The organism is Thalassospira sp., from assembly GCF_040218635.1.
In the GTDB taxonomy this organism is placed as follows: Bacteria; Pseudomonadota; Alphaproteobacteria; order Rhodospirillales; family Thalassospiraceae; genus Thalassospira.
The window spans coordinates 1,055,247-1,081,522 of sequence record NZ_JAVJRB010000012.1 but is presented as its reverse complement, the minus strand read 5'-3'; the positions used below and the strand labels follow the sequence as shown (position 1 = coordinate 1,081,522).

Here is a 26,276-nt window from a genome sequence, read left to right as displayed (position 1 = left end):
AAGTCGCGATGTGACGGTGATAGTAAATGCAGGCCTTATTCCTTGCCGATCCCCAGATCATTGAGGTCATCTTCGACCGCACTTGAAAGATGCTCGAAGATATCGCCCATGGCACTTTCAACCCGTTGCCAGCTTGGGATGAACGGGCTTTCAAGCGGGTTTTCAAGATAGTGCTGACCGGCACTTATGATGACTTCGGACAACACTTCGACGCATTTTTCTTCTTCGTCGCGGTTGATCTTAAGGCCGTTAAACATCGCATCCGCACGGTATTGTTCAATCAGATCAAGCGCCATGCGGTAATAGGTCGCTTTAAGTGTTCTGAATGTTTCATGCGAGAAAATCGTGCCCTGTGTTGCCAGTTTACGGAACAGCGATTTGGCAATGTCGCTTGCCATGCGTGACAGGCCGTCATCCTTTTCTGCCGGGTCAAATTCACGGTGCTTATGGTCATAGATATCGGCGATATCGACTTGTGCGAGACGATGAACCGTGTGGTTACGATACATTTCCGAAAGCATGGATACTTCCAGCCCCCAGTCCGATGCCACGCGCAGGCCATAGGCCACATCGGTTCTGATCGCAATTTCACCCGAAAGGGAATAGCGGAATGAATCAAGGTAGTTCAGAAAATCGGTCTTGCCGACAACCTGTTTAAGCGCGCGGATCAGGGGCGTTACAAACAGGCGGCAAACGCGACCTTTAAGCGTGCCGTTGGCGACGCGGGCATAATAGCCCTTGGCAAAGGCAAAGTTAAATGCCGGATTGGCGATTGGATACATCAGCTTGGCCGGGAGATCGGGCGTATAGGTTGCGATGTCGCAATCATGAATGCCAATGACCGAGCTTCGCCCCGAGGCCAGCGTATAGCCCATGCAATACCAGACATTGCGGCCTTTGCCCGGCTCATAGCGGGCGAGATCAAATTCGGCCAACCGGTCATGGACACCGCGCAGGCGCGGGCCATCATTCCAGAGAATGCGGACATGCTGCGGCAGGTCTTTGAAAAATTCGCGGGCATGGAGATATTGCTGCGCATTGGCACGGTCCAGGCCGACAACGATCTGATCGATATAGGTTGCCTGTTTTAACCCGTTGACGATGGTGGTCATGGCCGGGGTTTCAAGTTCGGAATAGAGGCACGGCAGGATCAGGGTCTGGCGTCTTTGCCGGGCAAAGGCAGCCATCTCATAGGCGAGTTCTTCCGGGTTTCGGTCAAGAATTCGATGAAGGGTCGTGATCGGGCCACCCTGATGGAAATCAGCCATGAAGTACCTCGCTGTTTTTATTGGTATTGATGAGTTGGTCCAAGATTGCATTCACCGCAGCATTCCAGCCTTCGGGGCCGGATTTGGGGGCAACGCGCAAGTTGCTGTGATCTAGCAATGGTGACGTGCGAACGCCGTGTTTTGTCGGTATCTGAACGGCAATGTCGGCTTCTTGCAGCATGGGGATATCGTTTGGGGAATCGCCAAGGGCAATGGTGGTAAAGCGTTCGGGGCGTGCGGTTTGTGTTTTGTCATGTTTGAAAACGGCAAGCCGTTCAAGCATGCGTTTCATTGCCTGACCCTTGCTTGACGGGCCACACAGGGTGTGGAACCGACCACCTTTGACAAGGTTAAGCGACAATTTGGCCGCGATTTCACGCGCGATGGCGACGTCTTGGGGCGATGGCTGCCAGATCAGCGGGTCAGAACAATGGCGTTGTCCGGCGCGAATGGCATCTTCAAGCAGTAACCCGGTTTCAGCGGCAATGACTTCTGGTGAAACGGTGCGGAAACTGGTGAGCGGGACATTTACCGCAGCCTGGATCAGGCGGCGGGCAGAGTCTATTTTTTCCTCGGACGGGCCATGTTGTTCGGTTTCGCCATTGAGCGAAATGATGCCACCATTTTCCCCGATCAAACCATCAAACAGATGTGCGCCCTGATTAAGGAATTCAAGTTCGGCCAGGGTTTTCGAGGAAACAGCAATCAGCGGTATGGAAAGGAGTTTGACACGATCCAGCGCCGGGCGGGCGGCCTCCCAGCTATAGGTGTCATGATCAAGCAAAGTGCCGTCAAGGTCTGTGAAAATGGCGATGGCGCGGCTTTGTTGCATCATCCCGTTCTGTCGCGGTTTTAAACATGGTCGAGACCGTCATTGGATATCTTGACCAAGAGCTTAGCACAGTGATGGGCCGGGATCGACAGCCTAGGGATTAAATTTTAGACATGAAAATTTCGTGGTCAAAAAACGTGCGGGCGGTAAGATATTGTGACATTGGTAATTTGGGGCTCGAAACAAGATTCTGCGCCGCCCATATATAGTAAGGTGTCGGGGCAGGCCGGATATGTCAGTGTTGCCGACACGGACTGGTACCAGAGTGAGAAGTTCAAATCGTTGGAGCAGCATATGACGCGCGCGGTGCAGCGGGCAGGATACAGGGTTGGGACTTTTGTGTTTGTTGCATTGATGTATGCGCATGCTGCCTTTTCCGGCGTGGCTGTGGCATATGCCGGATCTTATGTTGCGCAATCGGACGGCCCGAACACGACAACACAGAAAGCAGGGATATCGCACCGGGTTGCCAATGAAGACAAGATACGGTTTGCAGTTGCTGAATGGCCGCCGATGGTGACAGAAACCATGGCCAATTTCGGCAAGCATGCGCACCGTGTGACCGAGATTTTTGCGGCCATGGGGTATCGGGTGCAGTTTGATTTCCTGTCATGGCAGCGGTCATATGAATTGACCAAACGCGGCGAATATGTCGGGACTTTCCCGTGGTTGAGTACGCCGGAACGCGCACGTGATTTCCTTGTTCCGCGCTATCCGGTTGCGCAGGCCTATCAAAGGGGATTTTACCGGAAATCGCGTTTTCCCGGCGGGCTTGATGTCACCCGGTTCGAGGATTTGCGCACATTGGGCCTGCGGCCGGTCGGGATTGCAAGCTATTGGCAGGAAAATGAATTCATCAAACTGGGCATAGAGGCCGAAATTGTCGCCAATCCTGAATCGGCCTGGCGGTTTCTGGATGCCGGGCGGGCGGACATTCTGTTTGAAGAAGAAGAGGTCGGCTGGCTTGACCTGATGCGGAATCTTGGTCCTGACGCGACGCAGGCCTATGCGATCACAGAGCCGATCACTACCGATTCCATGTTTATATTGATATCGCGCAATCACCCGGACGGCCCGCGGCTGCAAGCCGAGTTCGAGGCCTTTATGGATACGCCCAGAGGGCAGTTGATGTGTGTGAGATGGGATATCTGCGAGACGCATATCGCGGAACATAACTGACACACCTGACCCTGCGGGTGCACAAACCGGTTTGCACCACTGTAAAACCGGAATGGCAATCAGCCATAACCAACCCGAAATACATGTTCGATTTGTCCAATCTTTTTCCCGGTTTGTCCATTCTGTCAAACCGGGAACAGGCGTATTGTTTCCGCAATGGAATGGTTCTTGTTCCTATTAAAAAATTGAACCAAAAACCGTGATCTTGTGAGGAAACCGCCATGCATGTCCCTGTCGTAATTATCGGATCAGGCCCCGCCGGCCTGTTGCTGTCCCATCTTTTGCATGTGCAGGGCATTGCGTCGGTCATTCTTGAACGCAAAGACCGTGACTATGTCGAAGGTCGTGTGCGGGCGGGTGTTTTGGAAATGGGCACGGTTGATCTGATGAAGCGGGTCGGTGTTGATGCGCGGATGACCAAAGAAGGCATCATTCATGGTGGCATCTATATAAGTGTCAATGGCAAGCGGACCCATGTGAATATCGAAGAACTGACCGGTGGTTCGACGGTGATGGTGTACGGGCAGACCGAAGTGACCAAGGACCTGATTGCCGCACGCCTTGCCCATGGTGGCGAGATCGTCTGGGAAGCCGAAGATGTCAGCCTGCATGATATCGACAGTGACAGGCCACGTGTTCGATATCTCAAAGACGGCAACGCAGTCGAAATCAGCTGTGACTATATCGCGGCCTGTGACGGGTTCCACGGTGTTGGCCGCAAAAGCCTTCCGGGTGTTCGGGAGTTTGAAAAGGTCTATCCGTTTGGCTGGCTCGGGGTTTTGGCCCATGCCAAGCCGGTGGCCGACGAGCTGATCTATGCCAAGCATGATCGTGGATTTGCGCTGTGTTCGATGCGATCAGAAACTGTGGTGCGCCATTATGTTCAGGTGCCAAGCACGGACAAGATCGAAGACTGGTCAGATGATCGTTTCTGGGACGAGCTGCGCACCCGCCTTGGTGAAGAAGATGCCGAGCTGGTCAATGAAGGCGACGTGTTTGAAAAAAGCATCGCGCCATTGCGCAGTTTCGTGGCCGAACCCATGCAGCATGGCCGCCTGTTTTTGGCCGGGGATGCTGCGCATATTGTGCCGCCAACCGGCGCCAAGGGGCTTAACCTTGCGGCAAGTGATGTGCATTACCTGTCCGAAGCCTTGATTGCGAAATACAAAAACAACCGAAATGATCTGCTGTCGGCCTATTCCGATACGGCACTTGCCCGTGTGTGGAAAGCCGAGCGGTTTTCATGGTGGATGACCTCGATGCTGCATACATTCGGGGATCAGAACGAATTTGACGGCCGCATCCGCGATGCCGAATTGCAGTATATCCTGTCTTCCAAGGCAGGGTTAACGAACCTGTCGGAAAATTACGTCGGTTTGCCTTACTGATCGATGTAACGGGGATACCCACCCCCGAGGAGGCTTCCCGCTTCCTGTTCCGCCCAGAATTTCCGACAGGGTAGAGCGTGTTGCTTTTAATCTGCGCCATTTTGTTTGTTTTTGGCGATGTTTGGCAAGGCACAGCGTGCAGAGCGATGCGGCGCATCGGTTAAACGGTGTAACGTCGCGAAACGTTGCCAAAATCAAACCCTGCGGGCCGGGACAGCCTTCCGCCCCGCAGCGTCAAGGCCCTTGACCGTAGCCCTGCTACGCTCTGCAGCCCATTCCTTGCAGGACAGAAGGCTGCCTCCGGCAAAACGGTGCAGATTAAATGCAGCACGCTCTAAAGAACGGCCCGTAACCCACGCGGGCCGTTCATTTTTTTTGCGTGACAAATGCCGTGAGAAGGGCGCAACGTATGGTTGCCCACAAAAGATCACAATTAAGTGTGGAACTGTTTGCCGGACTAGCACGTTAGGTGTGTGTTGCTGTTTTCAAGACAACAGGAGAAAACCATGGTGACCAAGACCGAGACGACTGCTGATAACGCAAAACTTCAGGCCGATGTCGATGCCCTTCGCAAAGATCTGGCTGAAGTGACCAAGACGCTTAAGACCATGGCGGGAGAAACTGCGCATACCAGAACGCAAGCCGCAGCAGAACGCATTCGTGAGGTGTCCGGCCAGGCACGTGATCAGTTTGATCATGCCCGGGATGCGGCCGTCGATCATGTTCGCGACCGTCCACTGGCCTCTGTCGCCATAACGTTTGGTGTCGGGTTGTTGATTGGTCGTCTGCTTCAGAAATGATTGATCAGTTAACCGACAAACTGACCGAACTGGCAAAGGCCGCAGCCGCAAGGCTTGCGGTTTTTGCCGTGATCGGGCTGGTGATTTTGATCGGTATCGGGTTTTTGCTGGCGGCGGCCTTTATGGCGGTGGCGGCCAAATTCGGCGCAATCGCAGCCGCGGTTGCCTTTGGCACCGGACTGATCGTGCTGGCCTTGGTGGCGCTTGCCATCATGATGCAACGCGATCCCGGCGAAGGCATTGAAAAGCCAAAAGCCGGTTCAGACCCCAAAGCCACCCGAAGCGACGATGACGTTGTGTTTGATCTTTTGATCCATGCCGCAACGGCGGGCTATGCCACCGGGCAGGGCAACAACCCGGGCATGCAGACCGGGCTGGAACGGATGGTTGATGATTTGAATGCGCTTGGCGTGTTTGACCGACCCAAACCACGGCCCGAACCGGATGATGATCCGGAAAAGGACCCGGATGATGAAACAAAAAAGGCGGGAAGCTAAGCTTTCCCGCCTTTTTTCTGAATTCTGTCCGGGCCTATTCGCCGTGGAAATGCACGGTTCCGATATAGGGCAGGTTGCGGTTGTTCTGGGCATAATCAATGCCATAGCCAACCACAAATTCATCAGGAATATCAAAGCCGCAGAACCCGATCGGGATTTCGACTTCGCGCCGTGACGGTTTGTTCAGAAGGGTGCAGATTTCCAGACGATTGGGATCGCGGGTATTAAGCAACCGCACCACTTCGGAAAGCGTATAGCCGGTATCAATGATGTCTTCGACCAGCAGCACATCCTTGCCGCGGATCTGACCATCAAGATCCTTCATGATGCGCACATTGCGCGAGCTTTCGGTGGAATCGCCGTACGAAGATGCGACCATGAAGTCGACTTCGACCGGAACGGTCAGTTTGCGGACAAGATCAGCGATAAAGACGAAGGAACCGCGCAGCAGGCCTACGACAATCAGCTTTTCAGTGTCTTTGAAGCTTTCATTGATCGAGGCAGCAAGTGCGTCGATCTTGGTGGCAATTTCGTCTGCCGTTATCAGCGGCTTGACATCATAATCGGCCATAAATTCCGGTCCTGAAGCGTTATGGTGTGATGTGCAGTTTGCTAGCACAGGGAATGATCCTTGACCAGCCTTTGAATGGTAACAGAAGTATAATCATGACGATGCGCCCGCTCGGTCGCCTTTTGGTTGTGACCAGAACGGAAAAACACCAAAAAAGAAACGTTGCCCCACGTTTCGCGCAGCAGTTTTCGGGCACAGCTAGGATGTTGGGGGAAAACCGGTGTTTTCAATGGTCGAGTTGGGAAGCAGCGCACCGAGATTGCGGCTTCGGACCAGATTAAGGAATGCCTGTGCCGCCGGGGGCAATGTGCGCCCCGATCGCCAGATCAATCCGATCTGACGCAGGAGTATCGGACTTTCAAGGGGTCTGAAAATCAACGGAGATCGTCCAAGCACGGGCAAGGTCAAAGACGGCAGGGCAGTAATGCACAGGCCCTGTGATACCAAGGCCCCGGCGGTGGCCAGATGGGCGACTTCAAATCGTGGGCGGAACAAAAGACTGTTTTGCGCACAGGCCGCGTCGATCAGTGCACGCACACTTGTTTCGCGTGACATCGCGACCATCGGCTGTGACAGGATTTCTTCCCAGTGATAGGTGCGGTTTTCTTCAAGGAAACTGTGCGGTGCGCCCACTGCGATGAATTTATCGCTTAGCAGGCGCTGGAACGACAGGTTGTCGCTGTTTTCAACGACATCGGCGGTAAAGCCAAGATCGGCCCGGCCCATTTCAACTTCGCGCAACACGCCTTCGGACAGCATATCATTAAGTTGAACATCGACATTGGGATGGGCATCCATGAAATCGGAAATCAACGGCGGCAAAAGCCCCGCTGTCACCGATGGCAACCCGGCGATGGTCAGTTTCCCGCGGCGGGTGTTGAGATAGGTATCAAATTCTGCCAAGGCGGATTCTGTGGTGTTGAGAACACGTTCGGCAAGTCTCAGGAATGTCCGGCCCTGATCGGTAAGGGCAACATTGCGCGTGTCGCGGTCAAACAAGCGGGCTTGTGTGCGTTCTTCAAGGCGGCTGATTTGTCGGCTGAGCGTTGATCCGGAAATGCCAAGTCGTTGTGCGGCCTGACGGAAACTGCCGGTTTCCGCCAAGATACAGAATGACCGGATTTCGTCTGTATCCAGATTGATGCGTTTCATGCATCAATTATCTCACTATTTGATCTTCCTGCAATAAAAAATCTCATTCACACTTTCCATCCGCCAAGAATAATGAATGCATAAAACTTGCTGGCGGGACGTCAAACATGCCTGAACAGGCATAGGGAGGAATACATTATGAAAATTGCCAAGTTCGCCTTGGCGGGTGCGTTAGCCTTTGGTCTTTCGCTGCCCGCATTCGCACAGGAAAAGTTGCTGATCGGTTCAACGTCGGCTTCTTCGTCGCATTACGGTTATTTCGTTTCGGTCGCCAAACTGATCAATGATGGTGATAACGGTATCGAGGCATCGGTTGTTGAAACAGGTGCGACGATGGATAACCTGCGCCGTATCGAACGCAACCAGATTGACCTTGGATTGGTGACAACCAACGTCGCCCAGCATGCACATGCAGGTGCCAAGGGTTTTGATGGTAAACCGATGGCCGATCTGGGATTGCTTTGGGTTTATACCGGCGCCCCGCAGAACGTGATTGTGCGTGACGATGCCGGCATTTCCAGTCTGGCAGAACTTGCCGGACAGCGGTTCAATCCGGGGATCAAGGGATCGGCCACCGAAAGCACGACCGAAGCCGTTTTTGAAGCCCTTGGTCTGTCTTCGGATTATGTGCGCGGATCGACCACCGATGTGGTTGATATGATCAAGGACAACCGTGTGACCGGGTATGTTAAATCCGGTGCCGGTCTTAAACTTGACAGCTCCACACTTGATATTGCGACCTTTACGCCGATCAAGGTTCTGAGCCTTACCGATGCGCAGAAACAGACCCTGCTTGACAAGATGCCGGATGTTTCCGTGGTTGATATTCCCGAAGGTGCTGCTGATGGTATCCCGGCCTATTCGACCTGGAGTTTTGGCGTTGGTGTGGGTGCGGGTGCGAGCCTGTCAGAAGACGCGGCATATAAAATTGTCGATGCCATCATGTCCGATACCGATGTTCAGGGCGCTGCTATGGCAAGTGTAAAGGGGGTCAATCTGGCCGAGCTTACGCTGCAATATGCGACCATCCCGCTGCATCCGGGTGCGGCCAAATGGTTCCGCGAAAACGGGTATGAAATCCCGGCCAGTCTCGATCCGGCCAAGTAATAAGAAACTAAAATATTATGGGGGAAACCGCCATGTCTGTGCGCATCCGCGACGGGTTTGCGTTACTTGTCGGCATATTTGTTTTCTATACTGCCGCTACAGGCCCGTTTGAAAGTTTGATTCAGAGGGCGGTTTTCCTCGCACTTGTGACGTGTTTGGGGCTGAGCCTTTATCCATTGGGACAGGGTTCGTCCTGGCGCAAATTCGGGTTGATGATCGACCTGATCCTGGCTGCGATAACGGTCAGTGCCTGTGCCTATATCGTTGTGAACTACGATGAAATCATGACCACACTTCCGTGGGCAACCTCGCTTGATATGATGTTGACCCTTGGACTTGTGGTGACGGTTCTTGAAGTTGGCCGTCGTGCGGTCGGGGCGATTTTCCCGGCCCTTGTCATTACCGGTTTGCTTTATGCGCTTTTGGGTAAATACATTCCCGGAAGTCTTGGTCATCGCGGGTTTGATATCGAATTTGTCACGGAAACCATTTTCCTTGGGGATCTTGGTATCTGGGGCATGTTGACCGGGGTTGCGGCCACGGTGATTGCGGCCTTTGTTCTGTTTGGTGCCTTGTTGCTTCATACAGGCGGCGGGCAAAGCTTTATGGATCTGGCCATGCGGCTTGGCGGTCGCCAGCGCGGCGGGGCGGCCAAGATCGCGATTATTTCCAGTGGCCTGTTTGGCATGATTTCCGGATCGGCTGTTGCCAACGTTGCGACAACCGGCAATTTCACCATTCCGATGATGCGCAGGCTTGGTTATCCCGCGCCCCTTGCGGCGGCGGTAGAAGCCGTGGCATCGACCGGTGGTCAGATTGCGCCGCCAATCATGGGGGCCGCGGCCTTTGTCATGGCCGAGATCCTTGGCATTGCCTATGTCGATGTCATGGTTGCAGCGATCATTCCAGCCGTTCTGTTTTATCTGTCAGTGTTCGTGACCGTCCATATTGTCGCCACCCGGCGCAATCTTAGTCTGGTGCCCGAAGATGAACTTCCGGCCTGGTCGGACATTCTTGCCCTTCGTAAAGTTCTGCCGATTGTTGCGGCCCTTGGCTGTCTTGCAATTGGTATTTTCATGGGCCGTTCGGTGGCGACATCGGCCTTTTACGGGATGGGCGGGCTTTTGATCGCGTTTGTCGCGACCTCGATCGGGCAGTTGTCGGTGCGCGATATGTGTGCCCGCGTTCTTGCCGGTGTCACCGATGCCGGAAAAGGCATGGTGATCATTGGTGTATTGCTTGCCGGGGCCCAAATCCTTGTTTCCATGATCAATATGACCGGCATTGGCGTGACGCTGAGTTCCATGATTGTCGCGATTGCCGGGGATTCAATTGTTCTGGTGGCGCTGATTGTCGGTCTGGTCTGTCTGATCATGGGGATGGGTTTGCCAACAACGGCGGCCTATGTGCTGGTGGCAGCGGTTCTAGCCCCGGCGATGATCGCAGTCGGGATCGAGCCGCTGACAGCCCATCTTTTTGTGTTTTACTTTGCAACCATTTCGGTGATTACGCCGCCGGTTTGTGTGGCGGTGTTTGTTGCGTCGGGCATTGCCAAAACCAACTGGCTGCCTGCGGCGTTTGAGGCTGTGCGCCTTGGCGCTTTGACCTATGTGGTGCCGTTTATGTTGCTGCTTTATCCCGGTATGACCGGCGGTGGTGGCAGTATGGCGGTGATGAATGCCATTTTATCAGGGCTTGTTCTTGTTGTCGCCATTCCGGCATTGCTGGGTGGACAGCCGCTTTTGGGGCGGGTGTGGCTTGATCGGTCCATATTGGTGATTGTCATTGGCATTGCGCTTTGGCCGGCATTCGCAACACCTGTGGTGGCGGCAGCCTTGCTTGGCGGGTTCTTGTTCTTTGGGCGGAATGCCCGCCGTTCGGCAGAGGAGGGCGCGCAATGAAAACAATCCGCATCGGAACCGGTGCCGGGTTTTCCGGCGACCGGATTGAACCGGCTGTTGAATTGGCCGAGCGCGGCGAGATCGATTATCTGGTGTTTGAATGTCTGGCAGAACGCACCATTGCGCTTGCCCAACAGGCCAAAATGCGTGACCCGAGTGCCGGGTTCGACCCGTTGCTTGAACGCCGGATGCGGGCGGTTCTTGCGATCTGTCAGGAAAAGGGCATTCGGATCATTTCCAATATGGGGGCAGCCAATCCGGTTGCCGCTGCCAAATGCACAATCGATATTGCGCGTGAGCTTGGTTTGACGGGGCTTCGCGTTGCGGCGGTGCAGGGCGATGATGTTCTTGATGTTCTGGCATCAGACACGTTTTTCATCGATGAAGCAGACTGTGTGCTGGGCGATTTTGAAAAGCAGGTTGTTTCGGCAAATGCCTATCTGGGGGCAGGCGGGATTGTTGATGCACTTGCCGCAGGTGCGGATGTCATCTTAACCGGACGGGCGGCGGATCCGTCGATGTTTCTCGCCCCGCAGATTTTTGAATTTGGCTGGAAAATGGATGACTGGACCAAACTTGGTCGCGGGACGCTTGTCGGTCATCTTCTTGAATGCGGTGGTCAGATCACGGGCGGGTATTTTGCCGATCCGGGCATCAAGGATGTTGCTGATCTTGCGCATCTGGGGTTCCCGATTGCCGAAGTTGGCGAAGATGGCAATGCGGTTATTACCAAGCTTTCAGGAACAGGCGGATGCGTTACCGAAGCAACCTGTAAGGAGCAGCTTCTTTACGAGGTGCATGACCCCAAAAGATACATTCAGCCCGATGTTATTGCCGATTTTTCGGCGGTAAAGATTGCCGAAATCGGACCGGACCGGGTGGCGATTTCCGGCGGGAATGGCTTGCCGAAAACCGGCAGTCTTAAAGTGTCTATCGGCTATGTCGATTCCTGTGTCGGGGAAGGTCAGATTTCCTATGCCGGGCCGGGGGCGGTTGCCCGTGGGCGGCTTGCGCTTGATATTCTGCATCAGCGGCTGGAATTGGCCAATATCCCGTCCCAAGAAATCCGCGGTGAGCTGATCGGGGTGAATTCGGTGGTTCCCGAAAGCACGACACCGCGTGACGATCCGGCTGAAGTCCGCCTGCGCTTTGTCGTTCGAACAAATGATCTTGCCAGTGCCGCGCGGATTGGGGAGGAAGTCGAAAGTCTTTATCTCAACGGGCCGGCAGGGGGCGGCGGTGTGACCAAATCCACACGCGAAATTGTTGCCATCGTATCGGGATTACTCGGCGAAGAGCATTTGAAAACATATTTTGAAATGATGGAGGCGTGATGTTTTTACGTGACATTGCCCATTCACGCACCGGGGACAAAGGCAACATTTCCAATGTGTCGGTGATTGCCTTTCGGCCGGAAGACTGGCCATTGCTGGTCAATCAGGTGACGGCGGAACGTGTGCGCGCGCATTTCGGAACAATGGTTTCCGGTGATGTTGTGCGCTATGAGTTACCGCAGATCGGCGCGCTTAACTTTGTGATGCATGACGCCTTGGGCGGCGGGGTGACCCGTTCGCTTGCGCTTGATCCGCATGGCAAGTGCCTGAGTTCGCTGATCCTGACGATGCCGATCGAGAAAGCAGACACATAGGCGCTACGCCGTAGTGCCCAAGCGCCTTTAGGCTGCCTTGAAAATGATCGGCGCGTCGCCTTCGTGCCATTGATCATATTTGGTCATGGCGCGTTCAAAGAAACCGGATGCCAGAAAGTCTTCGAGCCAGCGTTGCAGATGGACAAACGGCATGGCGTCAAACGCCTCGCGGTCGGCATTGGCGAACTGGCGGATGAAGGGGGCAATGGCGAAATCGGCCAGTGCCGGACGGGAGCCAAACAGATATTTGCCAACCGCCAAGCGGCCATCAAGACGGTTAAGGATTTTCTCTGCATCGCGGCGATGCTCGGCCGGGTCGGCGTCTTCGTAGCGTGTGTGGTATTTAAAGCGGTCGAGATGGTGCTTGAACGGTCCGTCATTCTGGGCAATCAGCACCAGCATGTCTTCAAGGGTTCCGCTTTCCGGGGTGAGCCATTCCAGCGGATCATTTTCCGCCAGGGCCCAGACCATGATTTCAAGGCTTTCATCAATCACGCTGCCATCCGGCTGGATCAGTACCGGCACGGTTGCCTTGGGCGATGCGTTGATCATGCTTTGGGGTTTGTCGCGCAGAACCACTTCGCGCAATTCGACATCAATGTCGGCGGCCAAAAGGGCGATGCGGGCCCGCATGGCATAGGGGCAGCGACGGAAACTGTACAAAATCGGGCGGGATGGATCGGCCGCATTGGTCGGCGCGTCATCATTGGATGAGCTGCCGGTATTGGCAGAATTCGAAGCTTTGGTTTGCGGCGTAAGATCAATTTCAGACATATATTCGGATTAAACGCTGCTTGGCGCGATTGCAACTGCTTATGCGATTTTCATTGGGCAAAACGCCGCAAATCACGGCGATGGTATGGGATGAATAGACATTTCGGTGACGGGTTCCTATCTTTGGGATAGATGAAATAATGCTGTTATTTCATTGATGATTAAATGCCCCGGAGCATCGCGGCGATAAAAAATCGACTAAATCGGTCTTTTTTGGTCCTGCGGGCTTGATTTCCGGTGGCTGTTTGTGAAAGGACAGTGGCTTCAGATTCAAAAGACGCAGGATTGAGGGCAGACGCCAAAGTGCGTATGCGATATTCTGTGATCTAACCGATAAAGCCGACTGAAATGAACGAGGGACAAGTCCTATGACACCGACCGAAATCGCGCGCGTAACGGATTACCTGCGCCGCACCTTTGATAACAACCGGATCGCCGTGGATGCGCCGAAGAAAAAAGGCTATCCGATCGAAATGCGTGTTGGCGATGAATTCGTCGGTGTTGTGCATCGTGACGAGGATGAAGGCGAAGTCAGCTATTCGCTGACCCTGGTTATTCTTGAAGAAGACCTGCCGCCGGCACCGTGATTTTTGGACGGCACCGGTAAAATTCAAAACGCCCCAACCTTGACTGGTCGGGGCGTTTTTCATTTTATGACAACATCAGCCTGATTTCATCAGGGGTGGCGACTTTGCCTTCGACAACAATGTCGTCATCGATCATCAGAGCAGGGGTGCGCATGATCCCGGCATCAATGATGCTGTTAACATCCGTGACTTTTTCGATGTCGTAATCAAGTTCAAGCGCCTGTGCTGCGGCTTCGGCATTTTTGGCAAGGGACTGACATTTGGCACATCCGCTGCCGTAAATCGTGAATTTCACCTGTTGTCTCCTTTGGGTAAGGCTATTGGTAATTGCCATAGACAAACCCTGACAGGGTCGCCATGACGATCACCAATGCGCAATAAACCAGTGTCTTCTGGGTGCCGATGACGGTTCTGATCACCAGCATGTTGGGCAGTGACAAGGCCGGTCCGGCCAGCAAAAGGGCCAATGCCGGTCCTTTGCCCATGCCAGCCCCCATCAGGGCTTCGACAATCGGGATTTCTGTCAGGGTCGAGAAATACATAAACGCGCCCAGAACCGATGCGAGTGCTGTTGAGGTCAGGGAATTATCCCCAACTGCGGCCTCGACCCATTCATTGGGAATCAGTCCTTCATGGCCCGGTCGGCCAAGCAGCAAACCGGCAATGAAAACCCCCATGACGAGCAAGGGCAAAATCTGTTTGGTGAAATCCCAGCTTTGCGTCACCCATTCGCGGTCTTCACTGCGTGACAAGGCAATCATCATCAGGCCGATTACGCCGATGGCAAAGGCAAGCTGCGGATGTTGCGGGAAGATCACAGCAGCAAGAACGACAATTGCGGCCAGTGTCGCAATCTGACGGATTGACCAGTGCCATTGCCAGATCAGGAGCCCGCCAAAGGCAGCCGCCAACAAAGCCGTAATGATCCATTTCGCCTGATAGATCGCCATCCAGGCGGGGCTGTCTGGTACGGATGCCCAGTTGGCAAAGACCAGAACGCCAATCATGAGGGCGAAAAAACCAACCGTAATTGAAAGTGGCTTGTCGTCATCGGCTGCGCCAAAGCCACGTTTGGAGTTTAGCGCCCGTTCACTTTCTTCACGGCGGTAGATCACATGCATGATCAGGCCAATGACAATGGCAAAGACGATGGCACCAACCCCACGGGCAATGCCGATCTCGGCCCCGAGAACCTTGGATGTAACCACAATCGCTATGATATTGATCGCAGGTCCGGAATACAAAAACGCAATCGCCGGACCAAGGCCCGCACCGCGCTTGTAAATCCCGCCAAATAGCGGCAAGACCGTGCAGGAACAAACGGCAAGCAATGTTCCCGAAACCGATGCGACGCCGAGTGCCACCGGGCGCGAAGCATCCGGCCCGAGATAGCGCATGACCGACCCCTGACTGATGTAAACAGCCATGGCCCCGGCAATGACAAAGGCCGGAAGCAGACAGAGAATGACATGTTCACGAGCGTACCAGTTTGTCAGATAGATCGCTTCGAGAACGGCATTGTCAAACCGGCCGGTACCGGCTGGAATAAAATAGATCGCAAGAAAGCCAAGTGCGATGAAGGCAAACAGCCGCCCTTCGCGCGGATTATCACGATAAAGGGTTTTAAGCGTATTGAACATGATGTGCCCCGCATGACCAAAATGGTCGACATCTGCTTTCACCCTATCTGGTTCGGGGGTGTCCAACCTTGATGTAAAGCAAGTCGGCGTTGCTTGGAGGTTAGGGATCAGGGATCAGGGATCAGGGATCAGGGATCTGATCATGGATGGGGGAAATGATACCGGTGGGCACATGGGGCAATGGCCGGGGCGTTTTTTTGTTCGTTTTTCCCAAACGTCGCAAATGTTCCGACCACAAGAGGATGTTTAGGGGGCTCGCGTTCAGTTCGTTTGACAAAATATCAAGGCGGGAAATACCGTTTAGATTGTGCATGGCGACATCATAAAAACGCTATGGGTTTGATTGTTTGAAGACACAAACAAAGGCCCCAAGTTGGCGAAACAGCCAAGGCGATGCGCATCATCCTGACCCATCATTATCAGGCGAGAGGAAACGTACAATGAGCAGTTCTTCAAATCGTGGCGTTATCTATAAAGGTGCCGGAAAAGTTGCAGTCGAAACGATTGCCTTTCCAGAACTGGCACTGGGTAAGCGCAAATGCGAACACGGCGTCATTCTAAAAGTCATCACCACCAATATTTGCGGCAGCGACCAGCATATGGTGCGCGGTCGTACCACGGCACAGGAAGGCCTTGTCCTTGGCCATGAAATCACCGGTGTTATCGTTGAAACCGGCCGGGATGTTGAATTCCTGAAAGTCGGGGATGTTTGTTCGGTGCCGTTCAATATTGCGTGCGGCCGGTGCCGCAATTGCAAGTCGGGCTTAACGGGCATTTGTCTTAATGTGAATGCATCGCGCCCCGGTGCGGCATATGGCTATGTCGATATGGGTGGCTGGGTTGGCGGGCAGGCCGAATATGTCATGGTGCCCTATGCCGATTTCAATCTTTTGAAATTCCCCGATGCCGATCAGGCGATGGAGAAAATCCGCGACCTGACCTTGCTGTCCGATATCTTCCCGACCGGGTTCCATGGCTGTGTCACCGCCAAGGTCGGGCCGGGATCAACGGTTTATATCGCAGGGGCCGGTCCGGTTGGTCTGGCGGCTGCTGCATCGGCACATCTTTTAGGGGCAGCCTGCGTTGTTGTGGGCGATATGATCGATGATCGTCTTGCACAGGCGCGCAGTTTCGGGTGTGAAACCATTGATCTTAAACAGGAAGGATCGATGGAAGATAAGCTTGAAGCCATCCTTGGCGATCGTGAAGTCGATTGCTTTGTCGATTGCGTCGGGTTTGAAGCGCACGGCTGTGGCTGCAACCATGGCCACGAAGCGCCTGCGACGGTGCTGAACTCTGCCATGCAGATCACCCGCGCGGGCGGTCAGATCGGCATTCCGGGGCTTTATGTCACCGAGGATCCCGGTGCGGTCGATGATGCGGCCAAGGTCGGGGCGCTCAGCATGCGGTTTGGCCTTGCCTGGGCGAAATCCCATTCGTTGCATACCGGTCAGTGCCCGGTGATGAAATATCATCGCAACCTGATGCAGGCGATCCTGTTTGAAAAGATCGACATCGCCAAGGCGGTCAATGTGCAAATGATCAATCTTGATCAGGCGCCCAAAGGCTATGCCGATTTTGATGGCGGGGCGGCGAAGAAATTCGTCATTGATCCGCATGGCAGTGTTGCTGCCTGATAGCAGCAGTGTCGATTTTTGGTTATTTCCGGGTCTTCCGGGTCCCGTCATGTGGCGGGACCCGGAATATGCAAGCGGTTGATTGATCAGGCCGCAGATTTGGCGTCTTCGGCCTTGATGGCCTTGTGATTGTCTTCGTTCATGCCAAGCTTCCAATAGCTTGAGATGTAGAAATCATCACGGCCAAGGCCCCGGTCCTTGCGGAAATAATCGCGCAATTCCTTCATCGATGTGAATTCGCATGCGGCCCAGACCGATGCGCGGCCATTGCCCCATGGAAGCTTTTTGACAACGTCACTAAGGGCTGTGTTGGATTGGCCGGGATGGGGATTGATCACCCATTCAATCGTGATGTTGGCCGGTTTTTGCAAATCCTGCATGTCGGCTTCGGACTGGATTTCTATCACCGCATACCCGCGTGCATCATCGGGCAGGATTTCCAGATTGACCGACACCGCCGGAAGGGCGGTCATATCACCGGCAATCAGGAACCAGTCCGCCGTCGGATCAACCAGCTTTTTCGGGCCGGGGCCGCCAATGGTGATGGCATCACCGGGCGCGCAATTCACCGCCCAGTTTGAGGCCGGACCGCCATGGTCGTTCTGATCCGATCCATCGCCATGCATGACAAAATCAATGTCGATTTCACGCCCCTGATCGGTCATGCGGTCATGACGCACGGTGTAAGTCCGCCGTAAAACGCGGTCCTTTTCATCGCCGTCAATCGGGAAGATCAGTTTGACATAAGCACTTGCCTGATCTTCGGGGAAGGATGCCATGGCATCGCCGCCAAGGGTGACGCGCAGCATGTTGGGCGTGACATAGGATTTTCTGATCACGGTAAAAACACGTGGGGCAGGTCTGTTCATAAGATACTCCTGGTCATTAACCACAGGGGTCGAGGTTATCGGCCATCAGATTGGCGATCTCGACAAAGTCCCTGATTTGTTGTGGCGTAAGACCGCGTGTCATTCGGGTTCTGACATCCTGTTCGACACTTTGAACATCGTTCATCAGTGCCTCACCAGCCGCGGTTAAATGCAGTGTCTGGCTGCGTCGATCAATCGGGTGCGGGCGGCGTTCTATCAGCCCGTCATTTTCAACTTCTTTTAAAAGCCGGGTGATCCGGCCTTTGTCCTGACCGGATTTTTCGGCCATTTGCTGGGCGGTGATGCCCGGCATGCGCAAGACCCATTTCAACACCCGTTTGTGCGAAAACGGCATCGGGATATCGGCGTTGCTCATGGTGTTCATGATCGAACGTTTATAGGAATGAATCAGTCGGTGAAGCGTTTCACCGGAAATATGCACCTGATCTACATCCTGCAAGTCGGTTGTCATGATCGTTTCCTTATGCGCCTGCGGGGCTTGTGATCCATCCGGTGCGAAGGGCATGGCGGCGGCCTTCGCATATGATGGCTGAAAGCAATGCGGCCCCGGCGGCAAAGCTCATGATGGTGTCGAGTTCAAATGATCCGCTGGTCCCGATCAGGATGGCGGCCATGGCCGCCCCGATTGACTGACCGGTCAGACGCGCGGTTGACAGCATCCCGCTGGCCCCGCCGGAACGATCACGTGGGGATGTGGTTAACATCAAGCGGTTATTGGGTGCTTGAAACAGCCCGAAGCCGATGCCACACAGCGCAAGGGCGGCAATGATCCAGACATAGCTTCCATCAACCGGCACCCATGTTGTTGCATAAAGACCCAGGGCAAATAACGCCATGCCCATGCCGGTCAGGCGGATTGGTGAATATTTATCGGATAACCGTCCGGCGACGGGGGCGGCGATGGCGGTGGCCAGGGGCCATGGCGTCATCAAAAGGCCGGTGACGGTCGGGCTATATCCCAACACGTCATGGAAATAGAACGGCAGGGTGACGAACGCAATCATCTGGGCGGAAAAACCACAGACCGACGAGCCGATAGAACAGGCAAAGATTGGCAGTTTCAACAGATCAAGCGGCAACATCGGGCGGTCTTTGGACAATTGGCGGCGGACCAGAAACACCCCGGCAATGATCGAGATGGCAAATTGCCCGGTAATCAGAACCGGATGGCTTTCAGTGCCGACATTGCCAAGGGCCGCGATCAGGCCACCAAAGGCCAGAACGTTTAAAAACGCGCTGATGAAATCAAACCGGGTGCGGGTCGGCGCATTAAACGGCAGGGTGAAATAGCCAATGATCACGGCAAAAACCGAAATCGGCACATTGATCAAAAACAGCCAATGCCAGCTTGTCACCGCCAGTATGGCCGATGCGATGGTCGGCCCGCCTGCGGCAGATACCGACACCGTCATGGCGATCCAGCCAATGGCGCGGCCCAGTTTTGCCTGCGGGAAGATATGGCGCATGACGGCACCATTGATGCTCATCAACGCCGCACCGCCAAGGCCCTGTAACACACGCGCCGCAGTTAAAAATTCAATATTCGGGGCCATGGCACAGAGGCTAGACGCCACACCGAATGTCACGATGCCGGTCAGATAGACCTTGCGAAACCCGATGGCCTCGCCAAGGGCGGCAAGGGGTAAAAGCGATACGACAATGGCCAGTTGATAGGCGGTGATGACCCAGATCGCATGGGCGGGGGAAACCCCCTGATCCTGTGCAATGGTTGGAAGTGCGACATTCATGATCGTGCCATCCAGCACGGCCATCATGATGGTGGAAAGAACGGCAATGGCGGCAAAGCCTGCACGCGGGCTTGGCAATCCGTCCGGGTAAACCTTGGTTGAAACTTTAAGGGCAAAGGACATGGGGCGAGGTCACTTTCATACGACATGCGCGGTGGCGCGGTGGCGCTGCTGGTGGCGGCGCAAGGGGGTTATTGGATGGTACGGCAAGAATGGTCAAAGCGTGGGGCGCTGTGTCGGCATCCTTGCAAATGCGCATATCCAACTGGTTGACTAAATCAACTACATCAAGGTGGTTGATCATGTCAACTATAATTTTGCGAATGGGTCGCATTTGTTGATGGAGGGGGGCGGTGATGGTGGCGGTGGCGGGGATAGCCAGGATCGCGGGAGATGGTGGATTTGACGGGGGGGGGTGGATTAGGCAGAGCGCCTATTTAACGCGATACACGTCATAGAAAATCGGTTTCTGATCGCCGAAATCCTGATGGTTTGGCAAATAGGGCATCGGATCGGAATGCGAAATCTGTTCCCAAAGTCCGGCACGGGTGGTGGCCTGAATGGCCTTGGTAAACGGGCCGTCATACAGATCTGCGCGCTGGGTAAAGCTGACAATCCCGCCGCGTTTGACCACCCGGCAAAACTCGGCAAACATCTTTTTGATTTCGCGGACATAGGTCAGGGTGCCAATGCACTGAACCGCACCAAAGCCGTTATCGCCAAATGCCAGCGGCTTGTTCATGTCGCGCTTTTTAAGGTGCCGATAAACGCCTTTGGCTTCGGCCGCCTGAAGGGATTCCAGCGAAATATCAATGCCGGTAATGTCGCGATAGCCAAGATCGGCCAAGGCCAACCCGGTTAATCCGGTGCCACATCCGGCATCCAAAATCGGCGCGTCAAGCGCAACATTTTGGCCCTGCATGATCGCAGCCGCACGCATTGGCGCGTCATAACCCATTTTGGGCAAATCGGTATCGTAACTACCGGCCCACTTGTCGTAATAGGCGGCAAGGTCTTCGGGGCTGGCATCACTCATGCGGGTGAGCTCAGCCGCGCTTTTAGAAATATCATGACGATTGGCCGCGCCATTACTGGCGTTCACCATGGTTTTGCCTCGCTGTTTTTGTTTTTGGATTGTTTGGCTTGGGAGAGGTTATTAAGGCATAGGCCGCGCATGAATGCAAATCGCGCCTGACCTTGCGAGTAGTATCCGACCGCGTATCAGGTGCGTATCATCTAAAGAACGCATCGGGAGGAAGATGATGAAAACAATGATGGTTCTGGGGATTGCTGCCCTGTTTGCACTTGGCGGTGAGATTGCGCCAGTTCGGGCAGCAGGTGGCGTGATTGTATCTGATCAGATGATGGAACATGGCGGTGGGTGTCGCAAAAGCTCTCCTCCCGGTCAGTGTTGCCACATGGATAACAAGGTGGGTTCGGTGCATTGTCATTAAGGTGGTAGTTTCTTGGGTGGGGTAGGGATTAAATCCGCCCCGTTTTTTGCGTCTATTTTGGAGGAGATTAATAAATGGAAGAGCTAATTTATGGAAAGGCAGGGGTTAAAGAAACTGCCTTTTTTATTTATTACAATCTAAAGTCTACATCTAATTTTTGCGATTCTAGGATTAAAATAATTACAGAAAGATATGATGTAAATTCAGATTTTCATCCAGTATCGGGTTTGTCAATTATTGCGAATAGAATAGACAGGGTGTGTTTAGTTTTGAGGAGAAGTTTTATTTCATACTCGTATGAAGGAGAAGAAAATATCGATGAACATCAAGAAAAAAGAACTATATCTACAATTCTCGACAATCTTTTTGTCAATATACTTTCTGCCGCTGAATTTAGCATGAAGACATATTTGTCAGGTTTTGATTCAAAAATAAATAGCTTAACAGCTTCTGTGAAATATTCAGTTGATAATGCAATTATAGATGATGATTTTAAAGAGATATTTTTCGATTATAGGCAGGGGAGAAATGCTCTGGTTCATAATAATGGCAGAGTAGATAAAACACTTATTAAGTCAGGTCATTTTGAAAAAGATTTATTTAAATTTGAAGGAATGGAAGAAGGATCTGTTTTGGAGACGAACTACAAGGAAAGGTTAGAAGCCATTGAGTGTATTGCTCAAATGTATTCAAAATGGTGTTCTCGATCCATGGAATACCATATTGGTTGAATTCATAGGCTGGCACAGGCTCTAATTAGCCCCTCGTCGGAGCTTCGCGATCAACCATTCGGCCTAGGCATGTAAGTGCTAGGGCGCTTTAGGAGTTGGAAGGTTTCGTCGCGTTCTTCGCATGCGACACCGCCGACGGTGCTGATCTCCTCGTGGACGTGACGGGTGCTGATCAAACGTTTACGCAAAGTGTTGAGCATGGCGGCGGCTGCCGCAAAAGCTCCCCGCCTGGTCAGTGCTGCCACTTGGATAACAAGGCGGGCACGGTGCATTGTTATTGAGTATTTTTGGGGGAGTCAGAAAATAAATCCGTCACCTTTTTAAGGGCATATATCGGTGCCGTCGAACGTTGTGCGCTCCCACTGCCATAAAAGCTGGCAATGAAAATTGCGTCTGCCATCAAAGCTGACGAAGATGATCTGAAGCCTTGGCCACAAGAGTGTTTCTGGCTAGCGGGCAAAAGAAATCTGTCCCCCTTTTTTCTATTCTTTATTTTTTGACCAGCGTTGATCGCGTTGTTTCTTTATTTCAATGAAGAATTTCTCTGGAGGAAAGAGTTCAAGGAAATCATCATGAAGAACATCGATCATTTTGGAGAGAATATTCGACAACGAGTGCACATTTTCGATGCTTTCCCGGAGTAGTTCACCAATTTGTACGGATGTGTCGTCGCTCTCACGAATATACTGCTCTGTTGCTTCTCCTCCGTTGTGTTCATAGACATGCCTTCTCAAAAACAACTTCTTAGCGACTAAATATTCGTTCTGAGATAGCGGCTTTTTTAATTTAAAATCAAAATTTCGTTCGAGTACTTCGCAGAAGTGGTCAATTTCGTGAAACTTTATCTTGGTCAACTCGTTCTTACGGGAGCGTTTCATTCTAACTTTTTTGACAAGCTCGGAGACATAGTTTCTGCAGGTGCTGTCGAAGTCTGAAATTATCTGCTTGATAGCATCTTCAGGACGTACCCCCTTTTTGTTCACTTGTTCACGGACGGTGTCCAAATATTCTTTGAACGAAGCTTTGTTGTTTCTTGTGCCACATGAGGAGCAATAACCAAATCTGCCGCGTATATCGTTATACCTAGAGCATGCTTGGCATTTGAACTCGGTCTGTTGGGCTGTAGATGTGTAGTAATAATCAGGCACTGGTTCTTTCTCGAGGTCTCCTGCAATGGAATCCATGTCGATCTCGCAAACCTGTTCACTACCTGGGCGCACAGTTTCAAAGGCCATGTAAAGTTGACTTACATAGTGTTCGACGTATTTGGTTTGGGACTTGGTTATAAATTTGTGTGCAGCGGCGTGTAAGCCACAGTAAGGACATATCAGAGGTGAGTTAACCGGTAAGCTTTCTGACCTGAAATGTTTGTTGCAAACTGGACAGTCGTGACCAAACTTTCCTTCGCTGTCTGATGCAAGGAAAACAGGAATGCATTCAGGTAGGGGCGGTTCATTGAACGGCTCTCCCATCCCGCCTAGTTTTAGCGTACTGCAAATTCCGATAGTGTGGTGAGCATAAATACCGGAGAGCGTGGCCGGGAATGGAGAGCTGCTTGAGTACTCAGTGCTAAAAGAAACCTTTCCATCATCGTCACCGAATATCGAAAAACTGATTTTGCCGCCAGTGTGGCCTATCTCTTTGAAGTCTTGTCGCATTGAACTTTCCATTGGTTTATGGATGAACCGAGGACTGAACTTGAAATATTACCTAAAAAAGAAAGTTTCCCGAGGCGATGTATTTTAAGCAAAACACCCACTCAACAAATACCCCCCCGTCGGGGCTTCCCAATCGACCATTTCGCCCAAGCAGTAGGTGCCGGGGCGTTTGATGAGTTGGAAGTTTTCGTCGAGTTCTTCCCATGCCACACCGCCTGCGGTGCTGATCGCCTCATCAATCGGGCGGGGTTTGGTGATTTTGAGGGGGAGGTCTTTGATTGCCATGGCGAGTTTGGCGGGATCGTTCAGGATGTCGCGCGGGGTGACTTCGAAAATCAGGGCGGTTTTGGTCGCATCAAGGCCAAGCGTTTTGCGCAGATGGTTGCCAAGCGAGTTTTTACCGCGTGGTTTGGCAAGGCGGGTGGTGACATCGGTTAAATCGCGGTCCGGGGTCAGGTCAAGCATGACCGTCGCATCCCCGGTTTCAAGCCACTGATCGCGCAAGGTTGCCGAGATGGCATAAACCCCACTGCCTTCGATCCCGTTTTTGGAAATCACGAATTCGCCGCGCACAGACTGGTTGCCACAGGTCAGCGTTACGGGTTTGACCGGTTGACCCGCACATTTTTCAATCAAATGATCGGTCCAGTTGACGTCAAAGCCGCAATTGGCGGGTTTGAACGGGTTGCATGTGATCCCGGCTGTGTTCAGGATTTCCATCCATTTGCCATCTGATCCCAACCGTTTCCAGCTGCCGCCGCCCAAGGCCAGAACCGTGATGTCGGATTTTGCGGTGATATCGCCGTTTGGTGTTTTGAAAACGGCGTTATCGTTGTCATCCCAGCCGGTCCAGTAATGGCGATAGGCAATGGTGCAGCTAAGCCCTTCTAACCGGCGCAGCCATGCGCGCAAAAGCGGGCTTGCCTTCATCGCGGTCGGGAAGACCCGGCCAGATGATCCGACAAAGGTTTCAATGCCAAGGCCGGTACACCACTGCCGAATTTGATTGGGGCCGAATTTGCGCAAATGCGGTTCAAGGCGCGCGCGCGATGTGCCATAGCGGGTCAGGAAGGTTTCAAGATCTTCGCTATGCGTGATGTTAAGCCCCGATTTTCCGGCCATGAGGAATTTGCGCCCGGCACTGGCCATGCCTTCATAAATCGCGACGGCATAGCCATCCCCCGCCAGCCGTTCCGCGGCCATCAGGCCCGCCGGACCGGCACCGATGATCATGGCGGTCTTGCCGTTTGGTTTGGAGGGCGTGGGCGGGATGATGTTTGGCATTGGGCGCCTTGTGTGCTGGGAAAAACGATGTGCTGGTTCTATCGTGTTTCGCGGGGTGTGGCAATTTGTGTGGCGTGTGCGGTGGTGCGTGTAGTGCGAGGCCCCCGCCTTCGCTGGGGTGACGGTGTTTTAGGCAGCACGGCAAGAGATCGCGTCATCCCGGGTAGGCTGGGATTTATGGGGCCATGCGTTTCCTGTTTGAGATGGGTTCCCGCCTTCGCGGGAACGACGGTTGTAGATTGGCATAGTGGAGATCATGTCATCCCCGCGACGGCGGGGATCGTGCGACATGTTCCACCTTTGGGCGAAAGATCGTTTCGTCCTAAGTGCTTGATTGGGGCAAAAGCCGCCAATTTGGTGCTATTTCGCGCCAAACATTGGCAATTTGGTCGCAGATAGGCTAACAAAATTCGCAAGAAGGAAATTACTTAAAAAAGACGTGAGGAGGAAACATGCGTTCACATGATTTGATGCGGGGCCTTGGTAAGGTCACCCGTCGTTCGGTTTTGGCAGTGGCACTTGGTGCGACTGTTGGGGCAACTATTCTGGGGGCCGGGGCTGTTCAGGCGGCAGAGAAAATTAACATTGCCGCGCTGACATTCGTTTCAAGCTCGCCTTTGTTTATTGCCAAGGAAAAGGGCTATTTCAGCGACGAAGGGCTTGATGCGGAAATCACCTTTTTCCGTGCAGCACAGCCGGTTGCGGTTGCAATTGCCGCCGGGGATGCCGATTTTGGCGTAACGGCCTTTACCGGCGGGTTCTTTAACCTTGCGGGCAAGGGTGCGCTTAAGGTTATTGGCGCGCAGCTTCATGAAGATGCCGGGTATGACGGATCCGCCATCCTTGCATCGAACAAGGCGTTTGAGGCCGGTTTGACATCGGTTGATCAGCTTGGCGGGCATAGCTTTGCATTGTCCCAGGTCGGTTCAAGCTTCCACTACATGATCGGCAATGTTGCGGAAAAGGCCGGTGTTGATATCGAAACGATGGAGCTTAAGCCGCTTCAATCGGTTCCGAACATGATCGGTGCGCTTAAAAGCGGGCAGGTCGATAGCATGATCATTGTCCCGCATATTGCAAAGCCGCTGGCCAATGCCGGTGCAGCACACATCATTGGCTGGGTTAAGGATTATGTGCCCTATCAGGTCGGTGGTTTGTTCACATCGTCGCGCAATATCGAAGAACGCCGTGATGTGGTCGAAAAGTTTGTTCGCGCCTATCAGAAAGGCGTTGCGGATTACCGTGCGGGCCTTCTGGCGACCGATAAAGATGGCAAGCTGATTGAAAGCGACACGACGAACGAGATCCTCGAAATCGTGCATAAGTACGTTTATAGCGACGATCCGGCCGAGAAGGCCTATCCGAAAATCCGTAATGGCGCGATGTTCATTACCGAGGAAGGCAAGCTTGACGTTGATGACGTCAAAGCGCAGGTCAAATGGTATCAGGACCGCGGATATGTTAACGGCGATGCCAACCCGGATGAATTCATCGATACCAGCTTTATCGCCCCGCTGGGTCAGTAAAATG

26 protein-coding genes are annotated in these 26,276 nt (G+C 53.2%); 13 read left to right on the top strand and 13 right to left on the bottom strand.

Features of this window, described 5'->3' with window-relative positions; all coding sequences use genetic code 11:
* Positions 1-35: 35 nt before the first annotated feature.
* On the bottom strand, positions 36-1,268 hold the full coding sequence (locus tag RIC05_RS18990; RefSeq protein WP_350046092.1) for a glycosyltransferase family protein: 1,233 nt from the start codon (positions 1,266-1,268) through the stop codon (positions 36-38).
* Positions 1,261-2,100 (bottom strand): HAD-IIB family hydrolase, encoded by an 840-nt coding sequence (locus RIC05_RS18985; protein WP_350046091.1) that lies wholly within the window; start codon positions 2,098-2,100, stop codon positions 1,261-1,263. The genes RIC05_RS18990 and RIC05_RS18985 overlap by 8 nt, the downstream gene beginning before the upstream one ends.
* Before the next feature lie 294 nt (positions 2,101-2,394).
* On the opposite strand from RIC05_RS18985, the gene RIC05_RS18980 reads away from it, so the two are divergent.
* The 4 genes from RIC05_RS18980 to RIC05_RS18965 all read left to right on the top strand — a co-directional run bounded on the left by RIC05_RS18980 (position 2,395) and on the right by RIC05_RS18965 (position 5,964).
* Positions 2,395-3,279 (top strand): substrate-binding periplasmic protein, encoded by an 885-nt coding sequence (locus tag RIC05_RS18980; RefSeq protein ID WP_350046090.1) that lies wholly within the window; start codon positions 2,395-2,397, stop codon positions 3,277-3,279.
* Positions 3,280-3,500: 221 nt separating this feature from the next.
* Positions 3,501-4,667 (top strand): 4-hydroxybenzoate 3-monooxygenase, encoded by a 1,167-nt coding sequence (gene pobA / locus RIC05_RS18975; RefSeq protein WP_350046089.1) that lies wholly within the window; start codon positions 3,501-3,503, stop codon positions 4,665-4,667.
* Positions 4,668-5,173: 506 nt separating this feature from the next.
* Positions 5,174-5,467: an ElaB/YgaM/YqjD family protein gene (locus RIC05_RS18970; protein ID WP_350044556.1), complete on the top strand. Its 294-nt coding sequence runs from the start codon at positions 5,174-5,176 to the stop codon at positions 5,465-5,467.
* Entirely contained in the window at positions 5,464-5,964 is a 501-nt protein-coding gene (locus RIC05_RS18965) for a hypothetical protein (RefSeq protein WP_350046088.1), read from the top strand. Before RIC05_RS18970 ends, RIC05_RS18965 begins: the two co-directional genes overlap by 4 nt.
* 34 nt (positions 5,965-5,998) lie before the next feature.
* Here RIC05_RS18965 and hpt read toward each other — a convergent pair whose 3' ends face one another.
* The gene (gene hpt / locus RIC05_RS18960; RefSeq protein WP_350044554.1) at positions 5,999-6,535 is read right to left on the bottom strand and encodes a hypoxanthine phosphoribosyltransferase; all 537 of its coding nucleotides are present in this window, start codon (positions 6,533-6,535) and stop codon (positions 5,999-6,001) included.
* Positions 6,536-6,733: 198 nt separating this feature from the next.
* On the bottom strand, positions 6,734-7,687 hold the full coding sequence (locus RIC05_RS18955; RefSeq protein WP_350044553.1) for a LysR family transcriptional regulator: 954 nt from the start codon (positions 7,685-7,687) through the stop codon (positions 6,734-6,736).
* Positions 7,688-7,825: 138 nt separating this feature from the next.
* On the opposite strand from RIC05_RS18955, the gene RIC05_RS18950 reads away from it, so the two are divergent.
* From RIC05_RS18950 to RIC05_RS18935, 4 genes are read left to right on the top strand one after another with little or no spacing between them, the layout of a single operon-like run.
* A complete protein-coding gene (locus tag RIC05_RS18950) occupies positions 7,826-8,794 on the top strand; it encodes a TAXI family TRAP transporter solute-binding subunit (protein WP_350046087.1) in 969 nt (322 codons plus the stop codon).
* A 32-nt stretch (positions 8,795-8,826) separates the two neighbouring features.
* A complete protein-coding gene (locus RIC05_RS18945; protein ID WP_350046086.1) occupies positions 8,827-10,695 on the top strand; it encodes a TRAP transporter permease in 1,869 nt (622 codons plus the stop codon).
* Entirely contained in the window at positions 10,692-12,029 is a 1,338-nt protein-coding gene (locus RIC05_RS18940) for an acyclic terpene utilization AtuA family protein (RefSeq protein ID WP_350046085.1), read from the top strand. Before RIC05_RS18945 ends, RIC05_RS18940 begins: the two co-directional genes overlap by 4 nt.
* Positions 12,029-12,343 carry an AtuA-related protein gene (locus tag RIC05_RS18935; protein WP_350046084.1) on the top strand — a complete coding sequence of 105 codons (315 nt, stop codon included), beginning with the start codon at positions 12,029-12,031 and terminating at the stop codon, positions 12,341-12,343. Before RIC05_RS18940 ends, RIC05_RS18935 begins: the two co-directional genes overlap by 1 nt.
* A 27-nt stretch (positions 12,344-12,370) precedes the next feature.
* Here RIC05_RS18935 and RIC05_RS18930 read toward each other — a convergent pair whose 3' ends face one another.
* A complete protein-coding gene (locus RIC05_RS18930) occupies positions 12,371-13,117 on the bottom strand; it encodes a glutathione S-transferase (protein ID WP_350046083.1) in 747 nt (248 codons plus the stop codon).
* Between the two features lie 368 nt (positions 13,118-13,485).
* Between RIC05_RS18930 and RIC05_RS18925 the strand changes: the two genes are divergently transcribed.
* Positions 13,486-13,704, top strand: a complete 219-nt coding sequence (locus RIC05_RS18925) for a DUF3126 family protein (RefSeq protein ID WP_350044546.1) — start codon at positions 13,486-13,488, stop codon at positions 13,702-13,704.
* Between the two features lie 64 nt (positions 13,705-13,768).
* Here the strand turns inward: RIC05_RS18925 and RIC05_RS18920 are convergent, their stop codons facing one another.
* A complete protein-coding gene (locus tag RIC05_RS18920; protein ID WP_350046082.1) occupies positions 13,769-13,999 on the bottom strand; it encodes a thioredoxin family protein in 231 nt (76 codons plus the stop codon).
* 22 nt (positions 14,000-14,021) lie between these two features.
* Positions 14,022-15,344, bottom strand: coding sequence for a permease (locus RIC05_RS18915; RefSeq protein ID WP_350046081.1), 1,323 nt, complete (start codon positions 15,342-15,344; stop codon positions 14,022-14,024).
* 440 nt (positions 15,345-15,784) lie between these two features.
* Between RIC05_RS18915 and fdhA the strand changes: the two genes are divergently transcribed.
* Positions 15,785-16,981, top strand: a complete 1,197-nt coding sequence (fdhA, locus tag RIC05_RS18910) for a formaldehyde dehydrogenase, glutathione-independent (RefSeq protein WP_350046080.1) — start codon at positions 15,785-15,787, stop codon at positions 16,979-16,981.
* An 86-nt stretch (positions 16,982-17,067) separates the two neighbouring features.
* On the opposite strand, the gene RIC05_RS18905 is transcribed toward fdhA, so the two are convergent.
* The 4 genes from RIC05_RS18905 to RIC05_RS18890 form a co-directional block, all read right to left on the bottom strand.
* A complete protein-coding gene (locus tag RIC05_RS18905) occupies positions 17,068-17,850 on the bottom strand; it encodes a siderophore-interacting protein (RefSeq protein ID WP_350046079.1) in 783 nt (260 codons plus the stop codon).
* A 16-nt stretch (positions 17,851-17,866) separates the two neighbouring features.
* Positions 17,867-18,322, bottom strand: a complete 456-nt coding sequence (locus tag RIC05_RS18900; protein WP_350046078.1) for a MarR family winged helix-turn-helix transcriptional regulator — start codon at positions 18,320-18,322, stop codon at positions 17,867-17,869.
* Between the two features lie 10 nt (positions 18,323-18,332).
* Positions 18,333-19,742 (bottom strand): MFS transporter, encoded by a 1,410-nt coding sequence (locus tag RIC05_RS18895; RefSeq protein WP_350046077.1) that lies wholly within the window; start codon positions 19,740-19,742, stop codon positions 18,333-18,335.
* A gap of 310 nt (positions 19,743-20,052) precedes the next feature.
* Complete coding sequence (locus tag RIC05_RS18890; RefSeq protein ID WP_350046076.1) at positions 20,053-20,724, bottom strand: class I SAM-dependent DNA methyltransferase; 672 nt, start codon at positions 20,722-20,724, stop codon at positions 20,053-20,055.
* Positions 20,725-20,881: 157 nt separating this feature from the next.
* On the opposite strand from RIC05_RS18890, the gene RIC05_RS18885 reads away from it, so the two are divergent.
* Entirely contained in the window at positions 20,882-21,073 is a 192-nt protein-coding gene (locus RIC05_RS18885; protein WP_350046075.1) for a hypothetical protein, read from the top strand.
* 74 nt (positions 21,074-21,147) lie between these two features.
* Positions 21,148-21,804: a hypothetical protein gene (locus RIC05_RS18880; RefSeq protein ID WP_350046074.1), complete on the top strand. Its 657-nt coding sequence runs from the start codon at positions 21,148-21,150 to the stop codon at positions 21,802-21,804.
* A 482-nt stretch (positions 21,805-22,286) separates the two neighbouring features.
* On the opposite strand, the gene RIC05_RS18875 is transcribed toward RIC05_RS18880, so the two are convergent.
* Positions 22,287-23,462 carry a hypothetical protein gene (locus RIC05_RS18875; protein ID WP_350046073.1) on the bottom strand — a complete coding sequence of 392 codons (1,176 nt, stop codon included), beginning with the start codon at positions 23,460-23,462 and terminating at the stop codon, positions 22,287-22,289.
* 84 nt (positions 23,463-23,546) lie between these two features.
* Positions 23,547-24,746 carry a TIGR03862 family flavoprotein gene (locus RIC05_RS18870; RefSeq protein ID WP_350046072.1) on the bottom strand — a complete coding sequence of 400 codons (1,200 nt, stop codon included), beginning with the start codon at positions 24,744-24,746 and terminating at the stop codon, positions 23,547-23,549.
* Between the two features lie 452 nt (positions 24,747-25,198).
* Between RIC05_RS18870 and RIC05_RS18865 the strand changes: the two genes are divergently transcribed.
* Positions 25,199-26,272: an ABC transporter substrate-binding protein gene (locus tag RIC05_RS18865; RefSeq protein WP_350046071.1), complete on the top strand. Its 1,074-nt coding sequence runs from the start codon at positions 25,199-25,201 to the stop codon at positions 26,270-26,272.
* Positions 26,273-26,276 lie beyond the last annotated feature (4 nt).

Excerpts from the sequence above, each read along its gene's own strand:
- RIC05_RS18965 (WP_350046088.1), top strand. The coding sequence starts at position 5,464 with ATGATTGATCAGTTAACCGACAAACTGACCGAACTGGCAAAGGCCGCA.
- RIC05_RS18870 (WP_350046072.1), bottom strand. The coding sequence starts at position 24,746 with ATGCCAAACATCATCCCGCCCACGCCCTCCAAACCAAACGGCAAGACC.
- RIC05_RS18925 (WP_350044546.1), top strand. The coding sequence starts at position 13,486 with ATGACACCGACCGAAATCGCGCGCGTAACGGATTACCTGCGCCGCACC.
- RIC05_RS18930 (WP_350046083.1), bottom strand. The coding sequence starts at position 13,117 with ATGTCTGAAATTGATCTTACGCCGCAAACCAAAGCTTCGAATTCTGCC.
- RIC05_RS18915 (WP_350046081.1), bottom strand. The coding sequence starts at position 15,344 with ATGTTCAATACGCTTAAAACCCTTTATCGTGATAATCCGCGCGAAGGG.
- RIC05_RS18990 (WP_350046092.1), bottom strand. The coding sequence starts at position 1,268 with ATGGCTGATTTCCATCAGGGTGGCCCGATCACGACCCTTCATCGAATT.
- RIC05_RS18880 (WP_350046074.1), top strand. The coding sequence starts at position 21,148 with ATGGAAGAGCTAATTTATGGAAAGGCAGGGGTTAAAGAAACTGCCTTT.
- RIC05_RS18940 (WP_350046085.1), top strand. The coding sequence starts at position 10,692 with ATGAAAACAATCCGCATCGGAACCGGTGCCGGGTTTTCCGGCGACCGG.
- RIC05_RS18935 (WP_350046084.1), top strand. The coding sequence starts at position 12,029 with ATGTTTTTACGTGACATTGCCCATTCACGCACCGGGGACAAAGGCAAC.
- RIC05_RS18950 (WP_350046087.1), top strand. The coding sequence starts at position 7,826 with ATGAAAATTGCCAAGTTCGCCTTGGCGGGTGCGTTAGCCTTTGGTCTT.
- RIC05_RS18895 (WP_350046077.1), bottom strand. The coding sequence starts at position 19,742 with ATGTCCTTTGCCCTTAAAGTTTCAACCAAGGTTTACCCGGACGGATTG.
- RIC05_RS18970 (WP_350044556.1), top strand. The coding sequence starts at position 5,174 with ATGGTGACCAAGACCGAGACGACTGCTGATAACGCAAAACTTCAGGCC.
- RIC05_RS18890 (WP_350046076.1), bottom strand. The coding sequence starts at position 20,724 with ATGGTGAACGCCAGTAATGGCGCGGCCAATCGTCATGATATTTCTAAA.
- pobA (WP_350046089.1), top strand. The coding sequence starts at position 3,501 with ATGCATGTCCCTGTCGTAATTATCGGATCAGGCCCCGCCGGCCTGTTG.
- RIC05_RS18905 (WP_350046079.1), bottom strand. The coding sequence starts at position 17,850 with ATGAACAGACCTGCCCCACGTGTTTTTACCGTGATCAGAAAATCCTAT.
- RIC05_RS18875 (WP_350046073.1), bottom strand. The coding sequence starts at position 23,462 with ATGCGACAAGACTTCAAAGAGATAGGCCACACTGGCGGCAAAATCAGT.
- RIC05_RS18945 (WP_350046086.1), top strand. The coding sequence starts at position 8,827 with ATGTCTGTGCGCATCCGCGACGGGTTTGCGTTACTTGTCGGCATATTT.
- RIC05_RS18985 (WP_350046091.1), bottom strand. The coding sequence starts at position 2,100 with ATGCAACAAAGCCGCGCCATCGCCATTTTCACAGACCTTGACGGCACT.
- RIC05_RS18980 (WP_350046090.1), top strand. The coding sequence starts at position 2,395 with ATGACGCGCGCGGTGCAGCGGGCAGGATACAGGGTTGGGACTTTTGTG.
- RIC05_RS18900 (WP_350046078.1), bottom strand. The coding sequence starts at position 18,322 with ATGACAACCGACTTGCAGGATGTAGATCAGGTGCATATTTCCGGTGAA.
- RIC05_RS18955 (WP_350044553.1), bottom strand. The coding sequence starts at position 7,687 with ATGAAACGCATCAATCTGGATACAGACGAAATCCGGTCATTCTGTATC.
- fdhA (WP_350046080.1), top strand. The coding sequence starts at position 15,785 with ATGAGCAGTTCTTCAAATCGTGGCGTTATCTATAAAGGTGCCGGAAAA.
- RIC05_RS18865 (WP_350046071.1), top strand. The coding sequence starts at position 25,199 with ATGCGTTCACATGATTTGATGCGGGGCCTTGGTAAGGTCACCCGTCGT.
- RIC05_RS18885 (WP_350046075.1), top strand. The coding sequence starts at position 20,882 with ATGAAAACAATGATGGTTCTGGGGATTGCTGCCCTGTTTGCACTTGGC.
- hpt (WP_350044554.1), bottom strand. The coding sequence starts at position 6,535 with ATGGCCGATTATGATGTCAAGCCGCTGATAACGGCAGACGAAATTGCC.